This window comes from Chitinivorax sp. B (assembly GCF_005503445.1).
Taxonomy (GTDB): domain Bacteria; phylum Pseudomonadota; class Gammaproteobacteria; order Burkholderiales; family SCOH01; genus Chitinivorax.
In genome coordinates this window covers 21,181-40,179 of record NZ_SCOH01000010.1, presented here as the reverse complement: position 1 = coordinate 40,179, position 18,999 = coordinate 21,181, and the positions used below count along the sequence as shown (strand labels likewise).

General features: G+C 54.1%; 15 protein-coding genes. All 15 read right to left on the bottom strand.

Annotated features, from left to right (window positions below; translation table 11 throughout):
• Positions 1-27 precede the first annotated feature (27 nt).
• A complete protein-coding gene (locus FFS57_RS08240; protein WP_137937304.1) occupies positions 28-3,090 on the bottom strand; it encodes an efflux RND transporter permease subunit in 3,063 nt (1,020 codons plus the stop codon).
• A complete protein-coding gene (locus FFS57_RS08235; protein WP_137937303.1) occupies positions 3,087-4,145 on the bottom strand; it encodes an efflux RND transporter periplasmic adaptor subunit in 1,059 nt (352 codons plus the stop codon). The genes FFS57_RS08240 and FFS57_RS08235 overlap by 4 nt, the downstream gene beginning before the upstream one ends.
• Positions 4,146-4,245: 100 nt before the next feature.
• Positions 4,246-4,653, bottom strand: a complete 408-nt coding sequence (locus tag FFS57_RS08230; RefSeq protein ID WP_137937302.1) for a hypothetical protein — start codon at positions 4,651-4,653, stop codon at positions 4,246-4,248.
• A 9-nt stretch (positions 4,654-4,662) separates the two neighbouring features.
• Positions 4,663-5,040: a hypothetical protein gene (locus FFS57_RS08225; protein WP_137937301.1), complete on the bottom strand. Its 378-nt coding sequence runs from the start codon at positions 5,038-5,040 to the stop codon at positions 4,663-4,665.
• A 374-nt stretch (positions 5,041-5,414) separates the two neighbouring features.
• Positions 5,415-6,635, bottom strand: coding sequence for an ABC transporter permease (locus tag FFS57_RS08220; RefSeq protein ID WP_137937300.1), 1,221 nt, complete (start codon positions 6,633-6,635; stop codon positions 5,415-5,417).
• Positions 6,629-7,336, bottom strand: a complete 708-nt coding sequence (locus FFS57_RS08215; RefSeq protein WP_137937299.1) for an ABC transporter ATP-binding protein — start codon at positions 7,334-7,336, stop codon at positions 6,629-6,631. Before FFS57_RS08215 ends, FFS57_RS08220 begins: the two co-directional genes overlap by 7 nt.
• Positions 7,336-8,526, bottom strand: coding sequence for an efflux RND transporter periplasmic adaptor subunit (locus FFS57_RS08210; RefSeq protein WP_137937298.1), 1,191 nt, complete (start codon positions 8,524-8,526; stop codon positions 7,336-7,338). The genes FFS57_RS08215 and FFS57_RS08210 overlap by 1 nt, the downstream gene beginning before the upstream one ends.
• A complete protein-coding gene (locus tag FFS57_RS08205) occupies positions 8,523-9,863 on the bottom strand; it encodes a TolC family protein (RefSeq protein ID WP_171013750.1) in 1,341 nt (446 codons plus the stop codon). The genes FFS57_RS08210 and FFS57_RS08205 overlap by 4 nt, the downstream gene beginning before the upstream one ends.
• 1,043 nt (positions 9,864-10,906) lie before the next feature.
• The gene (locus FFS57_RS08200; protein WP_137937296.1) at positions 10,907-11,587 is read right to left on the bottom strand and encodes a Fe2+-dependent dioxygenase; all 681 of its coding nucleotides are present in this window, start codon (positions 11,585-11,587) and stop codon (positions 10,907-10,909) included.
• Between the two features lie 136 nt (positions 11,588-11,723).
• Positions 11,724-13,904 (bottom strand): TonB-dependent receptor, encoded by a 2,181-nt coding sequence (locus FFS57_RS08195; RefSeq protein ID WP_137937295.1) that lies wholly within the window; start codon positions 13,902-13,904, stop codon positions 11,724-11,726.
• A 155-nt stretch (positions 13,905-14,059) separates the two neighbouring features.
• On the bottom strand, positions 14,060-14,479 hold the full coding sequence (locus FFS57_RS08190) for an ExbD/TolR family protein (protein ID WP_349306723.1): 420 nt from the start codon (positions 14,477-14,479) through the stop codon (positions 14,060-14,062).
• Positions 14,463-15,134: a MotA/TolQ/ExbB proton channel family protein gene (locus FFS57_RS08185; RefSeq protein WP_137937294.1), complete on the bottom strand. Its 672-nt coding sequence runs from the start codon at positions 15,132-15,134 to the stop codon at positions 14,463-14,465. Before FFS57_RS08185 ends, FFS57_RS08190 begins: the two co-directional genes overlap by 17 nt.
• Positions 15,135-15,146: 12 nt before the next feature.
• Entirely contained in the window at positions 15,147-15,818 is a 672-nt protein-coding gene (locus FFS57_RS08180; RefSeq protein ID WP_249383942.1) for an energy transducer TonB, read from the bottom strand.
• A 240-nt stretch (positions 15,819-16,058) separates the two neighbouring features.
• Positions 16,059-16,853 (bottom strand): substrate-binding periplasmic protein, encoded by a 795-nt coding sequence (locus FFS57_RS08175; RefSeq protein WP_137937293.1) that lies wholly within the window; start codon positions 16,851-16,853, stop codon positions 16,059-16,061.
• Positions 16,854-17,238: 385 nt separating this feature from the next.
• Entirely contained in the window at positions 17,239-18,435 is a 1,197-nt protein-coding gene (locus FFS57_RS08170; RefSeq protein WP_137937292.1) for a Bcr/CflA family multidrug efflux MFS transporter, read from the bottom strand.
• Between the last annotated feature and the right edge of the window lie 564 nt (positions 18,436-18,999).

Here is an 18,999-nt window from a genome sequence, read left to right as displayed (position 1 = left end):
TGGTGTGCGCTTGGATGACGAACAGAATCAAGGTTGCCGGTCATCGGGCTCAACAACTCGATACCAAGCCGCGTACATCGCAGGCAGTGACAGCAGTGTCAAGGCCGTGGCGACCAGTAAACCACCCATGATGGCTACCGCCATGGGCCCCCAGAAAGCAGATCGGGTCAAGGGGATCATCCCCAGCATTGCCGCAGCAGCAGTCAGCATGATCGGACGAAAGCGCAACAAGGCAGAATCGATGATGGCTTGCCACGCGTTTTGGCCGCTTGCAATCTGTTTTTCTATTTGATCGATCAGGATCACCGAATTTCGCATGATCATACCGGCCAGTGCGATGACCCCTAACTGTGCAACAAACCCCATTGGTTGATTGAACAGGATCAGGAAGGTATTGACCCCAATCATGCCCAACGGCGCGGTCAGCAATACCAGCATTGTTCTGCCGATACTTTGCAGTTGCAGCATTAGCAGGATCATGATCGCGACCAACATGGCCGGTAGCTGCGCCACCAATTGTTCCGCAGATTTGGCACTTTCTTCCGCATCACCCGCTATTTCAATATGGTAGCTTGCGGGTAATTTGGCACGTAGCCCGGCCAGATTGTCATAGATTGCCAGTGTCACATCGTTACCCTTGGCATTCCCCAACACACTGGCCTGTACCGTAATATTGGGCTGTCGATTGCGGCGCCAGATCAGGCCATGTTCCATGTCCAGGCTGACCTTGGCCACTTGGGCCAATGGGACAAAGCGGCCATTACCCAGATGAATGGGTAGTGCTTCGATGTGTGCCAAGTTGGTTCGGTCCGCATGATCAAGCCGAACGATGACATCAATCAGTTTATCCGCTTCCCGAAACTGGGAAATAGGCAGACCGGTGATTAGTGCCCGGATGCCTGTCGCCAGTTCTTCTGGATCTATACCCAGGGCCCGTGCTTTATCCTGATCCACCTCAAGCCGGAGTGCCTTGCTTTTCTGATGCCAGTCCAAATGAACCTCACCAGCATCCGGGTGGCGACGCATCACCTGTGCGACTTGCTCTGCGATCTTCACCACTTGTTCATGCTGTGGCCCGTGAACCCGCAGCATGACTGGATAGGGTGAGGGTGGCCCATTGGGTAGAATACGTGCGCGAGCGCGGACATTTTCGAACTGTCGTGCAAAGATCTGCTCAACCGATTGCCGTAATGCATCGCGAGCGACGGCATCTTTGGCCAGGATAATAAATTGAGCAAAATTGCTGGCGCCCAGATTCTGATCCATCACCAGTACAAAACGCGGAGAGCTGGCGCCAACGTAACTGACGAAATTGACGATGCGTGGATCACCCTGCAAGGTATGGGAGAAACGGTCGACAACCGCCTGGGTTTGCAGCAACGATGCGCCTTCTGGTAAGGTCAAGTCCACGATCAGCTCAGGCCGGGTGGAGGCAGGGAAAAACTCCTTCTTTACCCATGGGTCTAACGCCAATGCGCCCAGGAAGGCTACTAGTGTGATCGTCAACGTCATCCATTTATGGCGCAAACACCAAGATAGCAATTGGGTAAACAGCCGGTTGAAACGTGATGGTTTGATGGCGTTGTCAGCGACATGGCCAGAATGATTCTGCAGCAAATGAAAACCCAATAGCGGGGTTGCTGTGACCGCAATGACCCACGAAACAAGCAATGCTATCGTGACTACCCAGAAAATGGCGCCGGTGTACTCGGAGGCCCCACCCACAGACAAGCCAACTGGTAGAAACCCGGCAGCAGTGATCAAGGTGCCGGTCAACATGGGAAAGGCCGTGGCGGAATAGGCATAACTGGCTGCTTTCAGTTTGTCCCAGCCTTGGCTAAGTTTCAGCTCCATCATCTCGACTGCAATAATGGCATCGTCCACCAACAATCCTAGGGCAATGATCAACGCACCCAGTGAGATCTTGTGCAGATCAATATGTAGTGCCTGCATTGCCAGGAAAACAGCACATAACACCAGCGGAATCGATAGTGCCACCACAACGCCGGCCCGTCGCCCCAGGCTGACAAAACTGACTGCCAGTACGATCACCACCGCTTCAATCAGCGTTTTCATGAATTCGCCAATCGCCGCCTTGACCACTTTGGGCTGATCGGAAACTTGATTCAAGGCGACACCCATCGGCAGTTCCTGTCGGATTTGTGTGATGGCCTGATTCAGGTTGTCGCCTAGTTTCAAGACATCACCACCTTTTTCCATGGATACCGCCAAGCCGATTGCTGGCCTGCCGTTGTAAAACATACGGGTATCGAAGGGTTCGGCGTAGCCACGTTGTACCGTGGCAATGTCACCTAGGCGAAAGGTGCGGTTACCGGCCTGTATCCCCAGATTGCGGATCTGCTCAAGTTTGTCGAAAGTGCCTGATAGCCGGATCTGGATATTGTCGGTACCTGTTTCCATCATGCCAGCATCCTTTACCGCATTTTGCGATTTCAGCGCTTGCAAGATCAGTTGTGGATCCAAGCCCAGCTGTGCCAGTTTAGTGCTACTGCCTTCCACATAGATGCGTTCGTTTTGCTGACCCACGATTTCCACTTTGGCGACATAACGCAGTCCAAGCAACGTTTGTCGAGCAGCATTCACATACTGCTGCAATTGGGCATAGGATAAGTCATTGGCAGTGAAAGCATAGACCGAGCCAAAGGTATCGTCGAAACGGTCATTGAAGAATGGGCCAACCACACCATCCGGCAGGGTATGACGAATATCACCCACTGAATTGCGTACCTTGACCCAGGTATCGCGTACGGCACTGCCATTGACGGAATCGCGCAGGGTAACAAAAATGACCGATTGCCCAGGCATCGAATAGCTGCGAATCATGTCCAGGCTTGGGGTCTCCTGTAGCTTCTTTTCGACGCGATCGGCAATTTGCTGTTCCATCTCCTGTGCAGTCGCACCGGGCCAATACAACGTGACAACCATATCGCGAATGGTGTAATCGGGATCTTCTGCGCGCCCCAGTCGCTGGTAGGCGAATAAGCCTGCCAGAAGTGTCAGTATCATGAAGAACCAGGCCAGTTGCTGATGTTTCAGCGTCCATTCGGTCAGGTTGAATCCTGTTTTCATGACCGGGCTTCCTCAATGCGGACATCCATGCCTTCCGCCAGCTTTTGTACGCCAGTGGTGACGATGCGCTCCCCAGGCCGCAGGCCCACCAATACCGTAACACGTTGATTGTTCACCGCCCCCAGTACCACAGGTTTGAAATGCACTTTGCCCGCATCCACGCACCAGACGCCCATGACACTTCCACCTTGATACAGGGCACTGGTTGGAATGTTGATATGGGGTGTGACGGCTTGCTGTGACCGGACTTTGGCTGTCATTCCTAATTGGATGGTGTCAGGTGCATCCACCAACGTCAGGCGTGCTTTGTAGGTACGACTGGTTTTATCGGCATTGGGGGCCAATTCACGCAATGTGGCTTGCAGTTGCAGGCCCGGTAAGGCCCAGATTTCCACATCATGTCGCTGGATACTGCGGAACTCGTTCAGGCGTTGCTCAGGAACACTGATTTCGACCTCGCGTTCGCCATCACGCACCAGTACTGCAACAGGCTGGCCGGCTTGTACGATCTGGCCAGGCTCGATCGTCAATTCCGCAATCACACCGGCATGCTGCGCTGTCAGGCTGGCGTAGTTACGTTGATTCTGGCTGACCGCTGCGGCAGCCTGGGTCTGTGAAGCGCGGGCGCGTGCTAGGTCAAATGTGTTTTGGCTGCGATCCAGTTCTGCCTGGCTGATGAACTGTTGCTGGAACAGGTCTCGTGACTGTGCCATGGCTTTTTCGGCCAATCTGACATCGGCCTCCGCCGCTTTCACTGCTGCTTGTTGTTGCTGTGTTGCAAAATCCAGATCACGTGGGTTGATTCGCATTAACAACTGGTTGGTCTGGACGTGACTGCCTACATCCACGTGCCGACTGAGCACTTGTCCACCCACCTGAAACGCCAACGGCGTTTCATGGCGGCCTCGGATTTCGCCGCTGTATTGGTATTCAGCGACGGTGGCTTGCTGTCTGATGGTTTCCACCAGCACCTTCGGGACTGGTTTGGGCACGGGTGGTGGTTCACTACAAGCGGCCAAGGTAAAGGTGGACGCAAAGAGCCAGCTAGCTCTCATATCGATTCCTTGAGTTCAGGTGTCATGGAAAGGTGGTGGGCATATGTCAGCGCATGGCGCCACATGAGATTGATTGGATGGGTGACGACGAGGTATGACGTCAAAGCGACTGGCCCAATGACAACAAGCTGACACCGACCAAGCTCCAGAGTCCGATTCCGACGGTATGCCAGGTAAACAGCGAGCGGGCTGGTAAGCCCAATGCCAATCCAGTCAGCATGGCCAGTGGTGCACCAAAGGCGATCACACCTAGCAAGCCTAATCCGCAGGCGCCATAGCGACGTGCCAGTCGGTATACCAGTTTGTCGGAATGTGTATTAGTCTGTCGTTGCGGTATGACCTGTCTGACAATCAATACTGCCAATACCGCCAGCCATGCCCCCAATGCCGCGGCCGCGCCAATCAGCCAAGGGGGTAAATCCATCGACAGACCCAGAGGAAAGCCTGCCCACAACTCGAATGCGCTGGTACCGACAACAGACAGCAGTTTCCAGATCAGCAAGTCCATCTTCTGTTCCTAAGCGTCGACCACGATGGGGTTCAACATATGGGCCAGCAGTGTTTCCGCCCGATCGAAAATCGGGTGAAGCATTTCACAACGCCGACAATTCTCGAATACAGCGTGCAAGGCATCGCGCGGATGAGCCAGTTTCTCCAGCTCGTTCAGGCATTCGGTAATGCGATAAAGCGGTTGCGCATCGCATTCATCAATACAGAAAGCAATGGCATAAGAGCCTGCTGCATAGGCATGCAAACCGATGCGTTGCATGGAATGCCCAAGCCGCATGTACATCCGATAAGCCCGGTCCGGGCACAATTGAAAAAACGGTTTGGACCCAGAAGCCCGAATCGTCGGATTGGAAAAGGAAATATTGATGGATACTGCGTTTGTCATGGTTGCGGCTCAAATCACCGTACAGATTGGTACGGCCTGTTGTTGCTGAAATTCGGACCGACATTGATCGTATCAACGTCGTTCACATGGCCTGCATCTTCGCTGAAATAATAGGGAGCGCGCCTCAGGTGATCACCTGAAGTCGAATTGGCTAAGCGACCAAGGGGCTGGGATAGATTGAATCCCGGGGGCACTGCAAGGTGGGTATGATTTGCCGCCTCGTTCCAGTCTGACGTACAAACTGGTTTGGATGGCTATTTCCCATGTTTGCATGTTCTGGCCGGATATCGGGTCAAATAAGAGCCATTTTGACGAGGTAGGCTATTGAGGTTTTTTGGTACTTTGATTCAGAGGCGATTTTGGGAAAGGGCCATTTACTGATATCGCAGTGCTTCGATAGGATCAAGTCGTGATGCCTTGAATGCCGGGTAAAAACCGAAGAAGATGCCCGTGCTGGCAGAGATGGCAAATGCGATCACGACGGCATCCCAACTTAGCGCAATTTGTGCGTGCCATATCAGTTCGATCATCCACGCGCCACTTAGCCCAAGCCCCACGCCAATCAACCCACCTGTCAGCGACAACATCAGTGCCTCTGACATGAACTGCATCAGAATATCGCGTTGTCGTGCGCCAATGGCCATGCGAATACCAATTTCACGGGTTCGTTCGGTGACCGACACCAGCATGATGTTCATGATACCGATACCCCCCACAATCAACGATACCGACGCAATAGCGCCCAACAGCAATGACATGGTACGCGCAGTTTCCGCTGCGGAATTGGCAACGGCCGTCAGGTTGTTGACGAAAAAGTCGTCGTCTGCTTCTGGGCCAATACGGTGGCGGTCGCGTAACAATTCGGGCAGGGCCGTTTCCACTCCGGCCATAGCCTGATCTGAGCTGGCTTGTACCAGAATCATCCTTACTGAATCCCGAAAGCGTGAATTTGATAACGCACGTTGCATGGCGGTATATGGGATGATCACAGTATCGTCCTGATCGCGGCCATCCAGGCTTTGTCCTTTGCGGCCCAACACCCCGATGACTGTGAAGGGGGCCTGCCGGATACGCAGTGTTTTACCGACTGGGTCGTCGCTACCAAACAGGTTATCGGCCACGGTGGCACCAATCAGGGCCACACGACGACCGCTTTGCACATCGCTTTCGTCAAAGCCATCGCCATTGGCAATCGCCCAGTCGCGTGCTTTCAGGTAATCAGGTGTGCTGCCAAACACCTGGCTGTTCCAATTGCTGGCTTCGTAAACCAACTGCTGTGAGCTGGGTATGACGGGTGCCGCCGTGCTGACACCCGGCAAATTGCGGATGGCTTTGGCATCACCCACCGTCAAGGTAGAGGAAGCGCCACCTCCCATTCGCACGCCACCGCTGCTGGGGCTGCCTGCCAAGACAATGAACAAGTGGCTGCCCATGGAATCGATCTGTTTGCGTACTGCCGCTTGGGCGCCAGCACCTACCGCCTGCATCAATACCACTGCGCCTACACCGATCATCATGCCAAGCATGGTCAGAAAGGTACGCATACGATTGGCGCCGATTGCGTGCCAGGCTTCTCCCAACATGGGCATCAGCATGGCCAGCTCCGTTGCGTGATGGGGTCATCTTCAACAATGTAACCATCGCGAAAGATCACGCTACGCTTGGCAAAATGGGCGATGTCGGGTTCGTGGGTAACCAGCACGATGCTGATTCCTTCATCGTTCAGGCCGCAAAACAATGACATGACTTCGTTGCTGGTCTGTGTGTCCAGATTGCCGGTGGGCTCATCTGCCAGGATCAACCGTGGTTGATTGATCAATGCACGGGCGATAGCCACCCGCTGTTGTTGTCCGCCGGAGATTTGTGATGGGCGACTGTTGGCATGGCGTGCCAGGCCGACTTTGTCGAGCATGGATAAGGCTCGCTGACGACGGACTGGGCCACTGATGCCCGCGTACACCAAGGGCAGGGCAACGTTGTCGATCAGTGTAGCGCGTGGTAGCAGATTGAACCCCTGAAACACGAACCCCAACGTACTGTTGCGCAAGGCGGCCAAGGCATCGCCATCCTGCTCGGCGACGTTGCGCCCGGTTAACCGGTAATTGCCGCCACTGGCTTGATCCAGGCAGCCCAGAATGTTCATGAAAGTCGACTTGCCAGAGCCGGATGGCCCCATGATGGCGACGAATTCCCCAGCATGCATCTGAAAGTTCACACCGTGCAGTACCGGTATCGGCCCGGCTTCGGTCTGGTAGGTTTTGTCGATGTGTTCGACGTCGATTACCGTGGTGGCCATCAGAACCGCCGCATCATCGGAGTGGCGGGGTTCGGGCGACTGTGCTGATCGCTTCCCCGATTTGTTCCAAGTACCACTTGCTCACCTTCTTGCAACGCGCTCTCCAGGACTTCGGTCTGGCGGCCATCTGTCAGACCTGGCTTGATTGGCACCGCTTGCAGTTCCCCGTGTCGCAGTACATATACTTGCGGTTGGCGCTTGCCTTTGCCCCGGCTACCGTGCCGATTGGCACCGTCATTGCCATTGTTGGCTTGGCGTGGCATATCGGCGACGTCGGGTCGAAAGCGTAAGGCTGCATTGGGTACTCGCAATGCCTGATCTCGTCGGCCCAGTTCAATATCGACATAGGCGGTCATGCCCGGTAACAGCATCTGGTCTGCATTATCCACATTCACAACCACGTCGTATGTCACCACGTTCTGCTCGGTAGTCGGGTTCAAGCGGACTTGCCTGACCACGCCACGGTAGCTTTGATTGGGGAAGGCATCGACCCGGAAAGCAGCCTGCAGCCCTTCACGAATACGGCCAAGGTCTGCCTCGGCAAAGCGCGCGTTGATCTGCATGCGGGTCAGATCCTGTGCAATCTTGATCAGGGTTGGTGTTTGAAAGCTTGCAGCGACAGTCTGGCCTTCGTCGACCACTTTATCGATCACGACGCCATCTATCGGGGAGCGAATCACTGCGTTCTTCAGGTTGTATTGATCGGTATCGACTTGACCGGCCGATTGTGCAAGCGCCGCTTGTGTTGTGGCCAGGTCCGCTTCGGCCTGATCCAACTCCTGCCGCGAGATGTATTCCTGCTTGAACAGGTTGTGCAGGCGGTCGTTTTTCACCTTGGCCAAAGTCAGCTTGGCCTGATTACTGGCCAGTGCTGCCTGACTCTGTCGTAACTTAGCTAGTAATGGCTCGGTGTCCAGTTCCAGCAGTATCTGGCCGGCTTTCACTGGCGTGTTGTAATCCACATACAGTTTGCGCACAGTGCCAGATACCTGGGTACCGACATTCACCACTCGTACTGGGTTCAAGGTGCCAGTGGCACTGGCCAGCTGAATCAATTCGCCACGGCTGATAGGTTGAGTACGGTAACGGGCTTCGACTGATTGATCGGTACGTGGGTATAAGACGAAACCAATGGCAATCAGCAGCGCAGTGCCAAGCAGGCTGGTGATGAGTAGGGAGCGAGTTTTCATGGTGGGGTAGGCGTACCAGAAACGGTCCAGTTGATCGGGTCTGTCGGCAACTTGCCGCCTAGCGCATAAGCCAGAGCACTACGGGCGGTATACCAGTCGAAACGGGCGGTGATGTGTTGCTGTTCGGCATTGGCGCGGGCCGATTGTGCGGTCAGTACATCCAGTAACGAGCTGACACCCGCTTGGTAGCGGGCCAGCGCTGCGTCGTAGGCTTTCCGGGCATGTGTCACCACATCTTCAGCTGCCTGGGCTGTATCCAGCGCAGATCGCAGGTTGTGGTATGCCTGCCAGGCATCACTTTCCGCGTTCAGTCTGGTGCGATCCAATTCCGCTTGGCGTGCGGTCTGCTGGGCTTCTGCTTCTCGGATGCTGGCGGCCGTGGCGCTGCTCAGATCGAATGGGATACTCAGCGTCAGGCCAAATGAACCACCGTCACTGTGCGTGGCAGGCGAGGCCATCCGGTTGGTGCTGACTGTGGCACCAAATGACAAGCTGGGTTTGCGGCTGGCACGTGCTGCCTTGATTGCTGCATCGGCGGCGTGAAGATTGTTGAGCGCTTGGCGGACTTCCGGCCGTTGTTGAATGGCCTGTTGCAACAGCTGGTCCAGTTGAGCGGTGATTATGGCGGGAGCAGTGTCGGATACAGGCAGTAATGTTGGCAGCTGCGTTGGGCTGATGCCCATGGTGACGGCCAGGTTGCCTTTGGCAATCGCCAGCTGACTTTCCGCTTTGGTGCGGTCCAGGGCGGCTTGTGATAATGCTGCCTTGGTCTGTAATACATCCAGTGGGCTGGCCGTGCCCACTGCAAGCTGCCGGTTTGCAGCAGCCAGGTTGGCTTGGGCCGAGGCTTCGGTTGTGCGGGCAGCATCAATCTGTGCAATCACTTTGCCAACCTGAAAATAGGCCGTAGCCGTGTTCAGCCACTGATTGGCAATGGTACTGTCTGATGCCGCTTGGGCTGCAGACAGTAATTCGCTGGCTTGGCTGATGCGGGCATCGCGCTGACCAAAATCAAACAAGGTATAGGCCAATTGTACGGTTGCACGTTGCTGCTGGCTGTTTTTGCCATCAGTTCGATCACCCGTGATGTTCAAGCTGGCAGACAAATCAGGTCGTAATGCTGCTTGTGCTTTATCTAGCATGGCCTGTTGTGCTCTGGCCTGAGCCCAACTGATGCGGGTGGCCGGCGCGTTGCACAGCGCAAAGTCAATGGCTGTACCAAGACTGAGTGGGTTTGGCGGGGCAGGGTCTCCACACGGGGTGATAGCGCTGGCGTGGGCTACCAGCGACAACAAGGTGACGGATAGGCTGAACAGCCAGTAAGACTTCACATGCATCGCACACTCGTCCATTCTACAAACATGAATGCGTGGTACGGACAAAACAGATGGCACATGCTGATTCCTTGGTTGAGATGGTTTGGTATAGCCTGGCAACCATCCGATCTCGCCAAGTATAGGAAAACACCGTAAACCAAGTGTTTGCCCATCCTAACAAGTGTTAACAACTATTGCGGCATGTCAAAGTGTGTGTGCAATGGGGTCGATTACGCGGATCTGTGGTTAGCGCGAATCATGACTGTCAGGGCTGAATTGAGAAGCCTGTTGGAATCGTAGCTTTCTACCCCAAGAGGACACTCAGGCTGTTACTGGTTAGGACTGCTTTTCTTGGATCGGTAGGGAGACGTCGACAATCCATTAGTCGAGAAGACGTAATATGTATTGCTGGAGTCAGACAGCGTTACCAGTGAGTTTGGATTTGCGGAATTGTATGCCCGACGCAAGGCCTTGCTTGAGCCTTGGCTTGAGGACGAGCGCGAAAAGGTTAAGGCATTTGCTAGCTCGCAAATTCGCTCTTTGGAACAACAGATCATTGCTGAGAACAGGACTGCCGAGGCGTCGATTGCTTTGCGAAGGTTGAACTACAGCGAAGAATTGGACGTCGATGAACACGCTCCAAGGGTATGAATGAGCGGCACATCACACTTCAATTATGACTTCTTGTAACACTTATATAACCCACGCCGATCACCATGTCGCGTGTTTGGCTTTCGTAAGTACTACAAAACTTGGCCGCTGATTTTTGACACTGGTCACTGCCAATACGTAGTGTTGATTGCCAGCATTTCGAACGACCATTTGTGGAGGTCGAAAAGCCAGCCAATTTCTCGTCACCGTTTGTCCGTGTTTGACCAAGGCCAACCATCCAATCGGGTTGACCCCACCGCCAGCTTAAGTCGATTCCTGACAGACTTTAGCCATCCATTGGTTTTGCCGATCGTTCACTGCAGGGGGCGAGCTGCTTCGCTTCTTCATGAAATGAATTCCAGATCAATTGATTGCACCTGGTTTGTGCCACGGATTTGATTCGCCATAACCGTTCAGATATCCGCCCACATTCGCAGCAGGTTGTGATAGTGCGAGGTCAGGCTGATCAGCGCATCTGCATCTCCTAGCTGGTTACGCAGGTTGATGATGGCCATATCCAGGTCAAACAGCATGCTGCGTTGCTGATCGCTGCGTACCATGCTTTGTAGCCAGAAGAACGAAGCCAGTCGGGCACCTTGTGTGACAGGTTCGACCCGGTGCAGGCTGGTCGATGGATAAAGGATCAGGTCGCCCGCGGGTAGCTTGACTGAGTGCAAGCCATAGGTGTCTTCAATAACCAGTTCGCCACCTTCGTACTCGTTCGGTTCCGCCAGAAACAGCGTGCAGGACAGATCGGTCCGGATGCGTTCACCGGTGCTGGCAATGGTACGGACGGCATTGTCGACATGGTTTCCGAAATCCATACCACCCTGATAACGATTGAATAGTGGTGGGAAGATACGTTTGGGTAGTGCTGCCGAAAAGAACAAGGCATTGTTTTCCAGTGCGGTCAGTATGATCTTGCCTACCTCAAGTGCTGCTGCGTCGTTATCGGGCAACTGCTGATTGCGTTTTACCTGGGCTGATTGGCTACCAGCCGTGATGCGGCCATCACGCCAATCACCTTGAGTGAGTCGCTGGCGGCAGTGTGTAACGGTGTCGGTATCCAGAACGTTGGGGACATGCAACAACATGGGGGAGTCCTGTCATTAGGGGCGATGGGGCTGAAAAGGTGTCGCAAGAATGCTGATATATTGTAAAACCAAAGCCAACGCAGGTACGTTGGCTTTGGTTGGCACATTCAACCCGCTTGCAGTCGGGTCGATTGTATTAGTTGAAGCGGTAGGTACCGGTCAACTGTACACCACGGCCTGGGCCTGTGGTGGTATGACCGCCATACAGGCCTTCATAGTACTTTTTGTCAGTCAGGTTGGTGGCGTTGACCTGCACGGTGTAATCGCGTTGGTCGTAAGCCAGCATGGCATCCCAGCGAATGTAAGCTGGCAGCGATGTCGTGTTGTTGGTACCGGTGTAGCGTTTGCCTTTGGCATCGAAGCCACCACCGACTTTCCAGCCAGCGCCCAGGGCGTAAGTGGTCCAGCCGCCAACGGTGTAACGCGGGGTGTTGGCTGCTTCACGGCCTTGGATGGCCGGGTCAATATGGTTGTCGATCTTCGACTTCATCAGGGTGACGTTACCAAATGCTTCCCACTTTTCGGTCAATCGGCCGGCAACACCCAGCTCGATACCATCGGTATGGCGTTTACCGGAAAGCAGATAGACATCGGTTTTCAACGGGTCGGTGTTGCGTTCGTGGGTCTTCACGATACGGAACAATGCGGCACGCAGACTCAGGTCACCATCCAGCAGGTCGAACTTGCTGCCGATCTCAATGTTGCGGTTCTTTTCAGGCGGGGTGTTGGCGCCTCGTGGGTCCAGTGCATAGGCTTCGCCGGATGGATTGAATGAAGTGCCAAAAGTGGCGTAATAGCTTTGCTGTGCATTCGGTTGGTAGATCACACCGGTACGGTAGCTGGCGATGCGGTCGGTACGGGCAGTCTGGACGCTGCTCCAGCTGCTGGAGCCGACATCAAATGTTTTGGTGGTGTAATCACCCTTGAAACGATCCCAACGTAAGCCTGCCAGTACTTTCCATTGGTAGGTCAGCTCAATCATGTCTTGAGCGTAGATACCGATGACATTCGAATCGAAGTTCACATCGGTACCCGGTACCTTTTCCGGGGCATCGATGGTTGGCAGAGGGTCTGGGTTACCTACCGTGGTTGGTGCGGCACCGCCTTTCTGGCTCCAGCGATAGGTGGTGGATTTTTCGCTGGTGTAATCCAGGCCGGCCAGTACCTGGTGCTTGATGTCGCCAGTGCGAAACTCTGCAGTCACGTCAAACTGGTTCGACAGAATTTTCTCGGTACCTTCACGGCCAGGGCGATTGCGGTTGATTACAGTGTTGTCAGTCAGTACACCGCCTGTGCTGGCCAAATTGAGGCGAGGTGCGGTCGGCCAGACATCGCGATGGTATTTGCCATAGCGCAGGGTATTGCGCAAGGTAACGGCTGATGTGAGCTTGTGCTGGACGATGGCTGTGCCAATGTCAGCCTTGTTCTTTTCGTAGTCCCAGTTGGCCAGGCCATAGAAACGGCTGAGCGGGACATCGATCGGCTGCCCTTGGTAATAAGGCACGCCGTAATCGGGCACGTTGTCTTCGGTCAGATGGTAATAGGAAAGAATCAGCTCGGTGGGCTCACCAATACCTAGACGCAGTGAAGGCGCAATACCCCAACGGTTCTGCTCGGTGCCGTCACGGTCGCCATCGGCTTTTTGAACCATGGCATTCACACGCAAGGCGGATGCATTACCCACCATTTTGTTGGCATCAATGGTTGCGCGTTGGTAGCGGTTGGTGCCGACAGTTCCGGAAACCTCGGTGCGATTACCGGCAAACGGGTGCTTGCTTACCTGATTGACCAAGCCACCTGTCGAGCCTTTGCCGAACAGCATCGAGGAGGGGCCGAATAGTGCTTCGACACGATCTACATCGAACAGGTCACGATTGTATTGGCCAATGTCGCGAACACCATCCAGGTAAATGTCGGTTGCTGCCGAAAAGCCGCGTAGTGTGATGTTGTCGCCAGTACGGCCACCTTCGCCTGCATTGAAAGTCAAACCAGGCACGTTACGCATTGCTTCCTTCAGCGTGGCATCACCCTGATCGGCAATCAGTCTCTGGGTAATGGTGGTTTCACTTTGCGGTATGTCGCGTTTGGCCGTTGGCATTTTGCCCACGGTTGTGGTGGCTTTGTTGTAGGATTTGTCCGAAGGTGCTGCCGGATCCGCCAGCTTGGCATCGACATTGACAGGTGCCAATACCGTGTCTTTAGGCTGAGAGGTTTCTGCGAATGCAGGTGCCGTGACGATCAGGCCGGCCAAGGTGGCACCTAATGGCAACTTGGCCATATGGCGGACAGCAGAATGCTTTTTGTGTATTTCTCTCATGCGTATCTCATTATGTTATGTGGTCAATCTGCTTATTTCGACTGGTTGATTGGATGAACAGGCGGATCAACCAGTGATATGTTCAACTTCGACAGTAAGACAGGAAAGCAATCTGCCGGCAGAGTCACCGGCAGGTATTCAATGGCGTATCAGACTTAATTGACCGGTGCTTCGGTAACAAAACCGATCTTGCCGACACCATGCTGTTGGGCTGCTGCCATGGCTTTGGCAACGGCATCGTAACGGGCGTTTTCGTCGGCCCGCATGTGCAGCTCAATCTTCGGATTGCTGGCAACTGCAGCGGCAAAGCGCGGGGCCAGTTGAGCTGCTTCAACCGGTTGATCATTCCAGAAGTATTTGCCATTGGCGTCCACTGCCAACCGGATCGCCTCAGGTGTGTCCTTGTGATCGGCAGCGCTGGCCTTGGGAAGCTGGACATTGATGGCGTTGGTCAGCATCGGGGCGGTGATGATGAAGACCACCAGCAGCACGAGCATCACATCCACCAAAGGGGTGGTATTGATCTCCGCCATTGGGGCCGCATCGCCCCGGTCGAAACTACCGAACGCCATCATGGGTCTCCGTCAGCAGGTGAGCATGCAGATCATGTGCAAAGCCATCCATCTCTTGTGCCAATACCCGGTTCAAACGAACAAACGTGTTGTAAGCCACCACTGCGGGGATTGCTGCAGCCAGACCGGCTGCTGTCGCGACCAGTGCTTCGCCAATGGGGCCTGCCACGGTGCCAATCGAAGCTTGACCCGCAGAAGCAATACCTACCAGTGCGTGATAGATTCCCCAAACCGTACCGAACAGGCCGATGAATGGTGCGGTGGAACCCACTGTGGCCAACCAGGTCAAGCCACGTTCGAGCCGACCATTTTGTTGCGCCAGTTGATTGCGCAAGGTGCGTACCAGATAGTCATCCAGCGTGACCGCTTTGCCAAGCGACTGGCCGGCATGTTTGCGGTGATGAGCCAACCCATCATGTGCGGCCCGGGCCAATGCAGCCAATGGGGAAGACGACTGTTCAATCAACTGATTGGCAGCCTGCCAGCTATCTGCCTGCCAGAATCGCTGCTGTACTTCACGATTGGCCCGACGGATACGCCACAACAATGCACCCCTTGCCAGAATCAGGCACCAACTGATGACCGACATGACCAGCAACATCAAAAATACTGTGATGAGAACACCATCACCCTGTTTGAAAACCAGGGACAAATCCATGTGAAACAGCCTTTATGCTTGTAACAGATTGAAATTGAGCGGAATGATGACACTGCCGACAATTGGATCATCACCGCGTTTGGCGGGTACAAATCGCCAGCGCTTGACGGCTTCGAGTGCGGCTCGATCCAATCTCGGGAAACCGGAGCTACTACTGACTTCAACGACGATTGGCAATCCTTTTTCACTAACCTGTGCGCGTACCATCACGGTGCCTTGCTCCTGCAGCTCCATCGATAGCGGCGGGTAGACTGGCTTGGGGTTGGACAGATATGCAGCAGAGAATACAGGTTGTGTTTCAATCGGGGGGGCAGGGCGCTCGATTTGAGCTGGTGGCGCACTGCTGGCAACTTGAACCGGTGCTGACGAAGTATCGCGAACTGGTTCTGCAGGGCTATGGATTGTTGGTGCATCGGGCTGGGCTGACACCGTGGGCGCGACCGGCCGATGTTGAGCCACCTGCTTTACTGGTTGTGGTTTGACGGGCGTTGGCTCAACCTTGGGCGCCGGTGGTCGCGGCGCTGGCGGTTGGTCTGGTGCCAGGACCGCTGTGTTGATCATTTCCACATAATCCAACCGGGGCGGGCGATCTGCCGCCGGACGGGCTATTACAAGTGCGCCGATCACCGCCACATGCAGGGCGATGGCCATGCTGCCAGGAACGAGATTTGGATTGCGATTCATTCTTATAATATAACAAGAACCGTTCTCAATAACAATATATGCGATCACCGATCAATAAAATAACCAAGTGTCCTGAAACGAGAATTTGCAGTCAGCACGGTGTGTACCAAGCGTTATGGGCTTGATGTAGCGGTATCAGGATGAATGAGAGATGTTGCCAGCAGTCTGGCGGGGCGCAGGCCAAGGCGGGAAGACCAATCAAGGCAACGGTATATTGCCTTCCCCTCAATTAGCCTTCGGCTATTGAGAATATAACTTCAAGTATTTCGACACTAGGCGCTCTGACTCTGCCTGGCGGATTTCTGCCAAGGCTTGCCATATTTTGGGAACGAGTTGTGGATGCTTGGCATGAAATTGGTGACTGATTTGCAGGTAATAGTCCCGTGTAATGATGGGCGGGGTAATCTTCATAATGTTATCGAACTCGCCGTTCATTCTCAGTGAATAGTCGCCAAAGTCGGTCAGGTGTGCAAAACCATCTGCTCTACCTGCCAGCAGCATTCTGAAGGCATCCTCTGCATTGTTGACCTCATTGACAGTAATACCCATTTTTTTCAAATCGTCGACAATCGCATAACCGCGTAGGGCGATCAACCCTTGGGATAGATTGGCAAAGTTGTTGCCATCCCAGTGCAGTGGCGAGTTGACAAGCTTGTACAGACTGTAGGTCTTGGTGTCGATACGGAAGCGAGGATCGTCCTTGCCATCTCGCATTGGGTAAACACCGATTTTCATACGGTCAAGCTTGAAACTGCTGGAGAAAATACCGTCAACGGCCCCCACCTCCAGCTCTGCCAGGCATCGTGCCCAGGGCTTTCTGGAAAAGACGACGCGGAGATTCGTGAGCTTGCTGGGCAACATGCGAACCAGTTCGACCATGACACCAGGGTGTTCGGGCACTACCGCACCTGTACCCGTGTGATCGTAATTATCCTTGTCTTCATATCCGACATGGAGTTCGACAAACTGGCCCCAGGCAGAGGGCACTACCATGGCCAATAGCAGAATGGCAATTCGAAGGAGGGTAATCATCATATCCTCACAAAATCCATGGCTTGAAACGTCGGGTTGTAGATGGCATTGGCCATGGTCCGTCAACCCTGAGCATCGATTTCAGCTTGCGTAGACCGGTAGTTGGCCTGAGTGGCATGTTTCCTGTCGGGCAACGGCTGTTCTGTTATCAGTATAGTTGTGCTGTGTCTGGAAATATTGATTTGGTAATGCGTGATTGCCAGGCAAGGCAACCTTTGTGCTCTGGCCACCTCAGTCTTGCTATGGCCGTTGACTACTACGATGTTTGACTGATTAAAAGGGTTATTTCTCCGGAAACAAGCTGATCCGGGAATGGATTGATATGCCAGCGCAAACGGCAATTGCATATCAACCGGTTCCCGGTACGGTGTGCATGTCAACAGGCTTGTTACCTCTCCGTGCGATCTTGCGCTTTCGGTGGTTGGCTGACCCAATGACACAATGCAGATAACACCCCGCATACGGCAATGGTAAAAGCCATAGTTCGTGCTGTGCCGTCATGGAACAAGCCGACTGCGCCACCCGCTACCGTTGCGATGCCAAACTGAACAGTTCCCAGCAATGCGGATGCTGCACCGGCACGATGGGCTTGATGCTTGAGTGCGATTGCGGTGGCGTTCGGTCCAATGAAGCCCAGGCTGGCAACATAACCGAACAAGGGTAGCAAAATGCCGATCAGCCCGCCCAGCTGTAGTGCTGCTGCTGCGCCCAGTGCCACGCCAAGCACGGCAGTACTGTTGCAGGCAAAGGACAATAACTGTTCAGTACTGAAACGACCAAGCAAGCGAGCGTTGAGCTGTGAGGCAATGATCAATCCTAGTGCATTGGTACCAAATACCCAGCCGTAGGATTCCGCAGGAATGTGGTAAAGCTCGATGAATACAAAAGGCGAACCCGTGATATAGGCAAACATTCCGCTTTGCGCCAGGCTGCTCGCCAGTGCTGGTCCGATGAAGCTACGGTCGTTCAGCAATGTGGTGTATCCACGTATCACAGGGCCTAACGCCAAGCGGGCGTTCGGGTCCGCAATGCGGCTATCGGGTAGCCATCGAGATGCGATCAGGCAGGCCAAACCAAACGTGGTCAGGCACCAGAAGATACCGCGCCATCCCACCCAGCCCAGTATCTGGGCGCCGATCAAGGGGGCGAGAATGGGGGCGACACCCATCACCAACATTAATTTTGAGAACACGCGTGCCGCAGTTTGATGGTCAAACAGATCTCGTACCATGGCTCGCGAAATAACCAAACCTGCACAACCACCCAAGGCCTGTAGCAAGCGCATGGCAATCAAGACCTCAATGTTGGGCGCCAGTGCGCAGCCGATCGACGCGATGCAATACAGAGCAAGGCCTGCGTACAGCGGCGGCTTACGACCGAAACGATCTGCCAGAGGCCCATAAATTGCTTGGCCGACGGCGAGACCGATGAAGAAGGTTGCCAAGGTCAGTTGCACATTGGCTGTGGTTGTCTGTAGATCACGTGCCAGCATTGGAAAGCTGGGCAGATACATATCAACGGACATGGGGGCGAAGGCGATCAACGAACCTAGGATGACGATGAGCCAAGTATGAGAAGGGTGCACAATCCAGCTTTCTGCGAAATCAGGTACAAAGGCACTATCCTACCGCACGTATGTTGCGGTGCGGCATAGGATGACACTCTTTAGGCGGTGGCGTGTGGGATTCTATGATGGCGTGTTGCAGCGTGCTGTCTCCATACTAGGGAAAACGGACGTTCTACAACCCAAAACAGTAAAGCAGATGCGAATCATGAAAGCAAGAACATGACGGATAACAGCAAGGCACAGAATAGGGTTCCGCAGGGATTGGGCGGAACCGGTTGGATGGCACCATGAATCCGGCTTTCAATATCAGCCCATGAAACAGATAGTACGAATAACTTATGTTGCCAAGCCACCGTAGCGGGGCCCAGCTGAAGGTTTGACCCAGCTTGGAATGTGGCTGGGAAAAGCAGGTAAGGCATAACAGACGAAACATGACCAGCAATGCCAACTGCATTCCACGATGTAATAAAACATTTCATAACTCAGCAACCAGGTTACTGTAATGATGGGTGGATCGGAAACAGTCCTGGTAAAAGTAGAAGGTTTTCCGCCAGATAGATGACTGTCGCCATGGTGGCTGTA